Here is a 3,792-nt window from a genome sequence, read left to right on the forward strand (position 1 = left end):
CCGCAACCGGCTCGCGAAGGCCGTGCTGGCCATCATCGTCGTCGCGATCGTCGCTGCCTTCTTCTACAAGGACATCATCGAGTTCTTCACGAACCCGATTCTGAACTCCGTGGGGTGCGAGACCAGCTTCGCCGAGCTGGCGAAGAGGGAAGACGGCACGTGCGCGCGCATCGTGCTGAACGGTCTGCTCACGCCGTTCACGCTCGCGCTGAAGATCTCCCTGATGGCCGGCGTCGTGCTCGCGTCGCCGATCTGGCTCTACCAGCTGTGGGCGTTCGTCGCCCCCGGCCTGCACAAGAGCGAGAAGAAGTACGCCTACGGATTCGTGGCCGCCGGTTTCCCCCTGTTCCTGGGCGGCGGGTTCTTCGCGTACAAGACGCTGCCGACGATGGCGCGGGTGCTGCTCGAATTCTCGCCCGGCGGGATCGACAACCAGCTGCCGCTGGACGAGCTGATCGACCTGGTCACCCGCATGGTGATCGTCTTCGGGCTCTCCTTCGAGCTGCCGCTGCTCCTGGTGATGCTGAACCTCACCGGGGTGCTCACCGGCAAGCGGATGCTCGGCTGGTGGCGCGGCATGATCATGGGCATCACGGTCTTCGCGGCCGTGGCGACGCCCAGCACGGACCCGCTGACGATGATCGCCCTCGCCGGGCCGATCTGGGTGCTGTACTTCGCGGCCACCGCCTTCTCGCTCCTGAACGACCGGCGCAAGGACAGGATCGCGGCCGCCGGACCCGACGACGACGAGGCCTCCGAACTCGACCTGACCCCCGAGGACGTCGGCGAGATCGAGCCGGTGTCCGCGAACCGGGCGCTGCCCGAGCAGGCGAGCGGCGACGGGGCCGTGGCGAACAGGGATCGGGTAAACGGTTTCGACGACGTGACCTGATCTTGTAGGGTCCTCCCGCAGACGACGTCCGGGGGCCCCAGTGACCAGCGAGATCACTCTCTTCGTCAATCCCGTCGCGGGACGCGGCCGGGGCGCTCACGCGGCGCAGCCGGCCGCTTCCGCGTTGCGGGCCGCGGGATACTCCGTGCGTACGGTCATCGGCGAGGACTCCGCCGACGCGCTGCGCCGGGCACGGGATGCCGTCGATGCCGGTACGGGCGCGCTGATCGCCGTCGGCGGCGACGGCATGGCGAGCCTCGCGCTCCAGGCCGTCGCCGCGACGCCGACGCCCCTGGGCGTGATCGCCGTGGGCACCGGCAACGACTTCGCGCGGGCGCTCGGGCTTCCGGTGCGGGATCCGGCCGCCGCGGGGGCGGTCATCGCCGAGGCGCTCGACGCGGGCCGCACGCGCGCCGTCGACCTGGGGCGGGTCGGCAAGACATGGTTCGGCACCGTGCTCGCCTCCGGCTTCGACTCGCGGGTCAACGACCGGGGCAACCGGATGCGCTGGCCCACCGGACGCTTCAAGTACGACCTGGCGATGATCGCCGAGCTGGCGGCGTTCCGGCCCGTCCCGTACCGCATCAGGCTGGACGACGGCCCGGCCCACGAGATCGACGCGACGCTCGTCGCCGTGGGGAACGGACCGTCGTACGGCGGGGGCATGAAGATCTGCGCGCGGGCCGACCCGGGCGACGGCCTCTTCGACGTCACGGTCGTCGGCGACTGCAGCCGTACGACACTCCTGAAGGTCTTCCCGAAGGTGTACAAGGGCACGCACCTGGACCATCCCAAGGTCACCGTGTTCCGGGCCGCGAAGGTGGAACTCGCCGCCCCGGACGTCACCGGGTACGCGGACGGGGAGCAGCTCGGCGGGCTCCCGCTGACCGCGGAGTGTGTGCCGGGGGCCGTGCGGGTCCTCGGATAATGATCGTCCGTTGTCAGTGGTGGCCGGTAGTCTCGAAAGCACGATGACAGAGGACCTCTCACCGGCCGAGCGGTATGCGGCGGCGCGCGAGCGCGCTGTCGAGCAGGCCACCGCACTCGCTGGCTTCCGCGAGATGTACGAATTCGGCCTCGACCCCTTCCAGATCGACGCCTGCCGGGCGCTCGAGGCGGGCAAGGGTGTACTGGTGGCCGCCCCCACGGGCTCGGGCAAGACGATCGTCGGCGAGTTCGCCGTGCGCCTTGCCCTGCTGCAGGGCAAGAAATGCTTCTACACCACGCCCATCAAGGCGCTCTCCAACCAGAAGTACGCCGACCTCTCCAAGAGATACGGCGCGGACAAGGTCGGTCTGCTGACCGGCGACAACAGCGTCAACTCCGATGCCCCGGTGGTCGTGATGACCACCGAGGTGCTGCGGAACATGCTGTATTCGGGCTCGCAGTCGCTGGTCAACCTCGGCTATGTGGTGATGGACGAGGTGCACTACCTCTCCGACCGCTTCCGCGGCGCCGTCTGGGAAGAGGTGATCATCCACCTCCAGGAGTCGGTGACGCTGGTCTCCCTGTCGGCGACCGTCTCGAACGCGGAGGAGTTCGGCGACTGGCTGGACACCGTGCGCGGCGACACGCAGGTGATCGTCTCGGAGCACCGGCCCGTGCCGCTGTTCCAGCACGTCCTCGCCGGGCGCCGGATGTACGACCTCTTCGAGGAGGGGGAGGGCCGGCGCAAGACCGTCAACCCCGACCTCACGCGCATGGCGCGGATGGAGGCCAGCCGTTCGTACAACCCGCGGGACCGCCGCAAGGGCAAGATGGTCCGCGAGGCCGACCGCGAGCGCGAGCGCAGACAGCGGTCGCGGATCTGGACGCCGGGCCGGCCCGAGGTCATCGACCGGCTCGACGCCGAGGGTCTCCTTCCCGCGATCACGTTCATCTTCAGCCGCGCGGCCTGCGAGGCCGCCGTCCAGCAGTGCCTGCACGCGGGGCTGCGGCTGAACGACGAGGACGCGCGGGCCCGGGTCCGCGAGATCGTCGAGGAGCGCACGGCCGCCATCCCGGACGAGGACCTGCACGTCCTCGGCTATTACGAATGGCTGGAAGGTCTGGAGCGCGGCATCGCGGCGCACCACGCGGGCATGCTGCCGACCTTCAAGGAGGTCGTCGAGGAGCTCTTCGTGCGCGGTCTCGTGCGCGCGGTCTTCGCCACCGAGACCCTCGCGCTCGGCATCAACATGCCCGCGCGGAGCGTGGTCCTCGAAAAGCTCGTGAAGTGGAACGGCGAGCAGCACGCGGACATCACGCCCGGCGAGTACACCCAGCTGACCGGCCGTGCCGGTCGGCGCGGCATCGACGTCGAGGGCCATGCGGTGGTCCTGTGGCAGCGCGCCATGAGCCCGGAGCACCTCGCGGGGCTCGCAGGCACCCGCACATATCCTCTGCGGTCCAGCTTCAAGCCGTCGTACAACATGGCGGTCAATCTGGTCGAGCAGTTCGGGCGGCACCGTTCGCGTGAGCTTCTGGAGACGTCCTTCGCGCAGTTCCAGGCCGACAAGTCGGTCGTCGGCATCTCCCGCCAGGTCCAGAAGAACGAAGAGGGCCTCGAGGGCTACAAAGCCTCGATGACCTGTCACCTGGGCGACTTCGACGAGTATGCGCGCCTGCGCCGTGACTTGAAGGACCGGGAGACCGAGCTCGCCAAGCAGGGGGCCAACCAGCGCAGGGCGGCCGCCGCCGCTGCCCTGGAGAAGCTCAAGCCCGGCGACGTCATCCACGTGCCGACGGGCAAGTACGCGGGCCTGGCGCTCGTCCTCGATCCGGGGATCCCCGCCGGGCGGGTCAACGGCCACCGCGGCTTCGAGCACCAGGACGGGCCGCGCCCCCTGGTCCTGACCGCCGAGCGGCAGGTCAAGAGGCTCGCCTCGATGGACTTCCCGGTGCCGGTCGAGGCCCTGGAC

At 69.5% G+C, this 3,792-nt stretch carries 3 protein-coding genes; all 3 read left to right on the plus strand.

Going from position 1 to position 3,792, the window contains the following annotated elements; translation table 11 throughout:
- On the plus strand, positions 1-892 hold an 892-nt coding region (tatC, locus tag ACQKIP_RS42420), incomplete at its 5' end, for a twin-arginine translocase subunit TatC (protein WP_427745452.1).
- Positions 893-932: 40 nt separating this feature from the next.
- Positions 933-1,820 carry a diacylglycerol kinase gene (locus ACQKIP_RS42425; RefSeq protein ID WP_365860085.1) on the plus strand — a complete coding sequence of 296 codons (888 nt, stop codon included), beginning with the start codon at positions 933-935 and terminating at the stop codon, positions 1,818-1,820.
- 43 nt (positions 1,821-1,863) lie between these two features.
- On the plus strand, positions 1,864-3,792 hold a 1,929-nt coding region (locus ACQKIP_RS42430; RefSeq protein ID WP_427745454.1), incomplete at its 3' end, for a DEAD/DEAH box helicase.

The sequence above is a fragment of the Streptomyces sp. NPDC059900 genome, from assembly GCF_050270335.1.
Classification (GTDB): domain Bacteria; phylum Actinomycetota; class Actinomycetes; order Streptomycetales; family Streptomycetaceae; genus Streptomyces.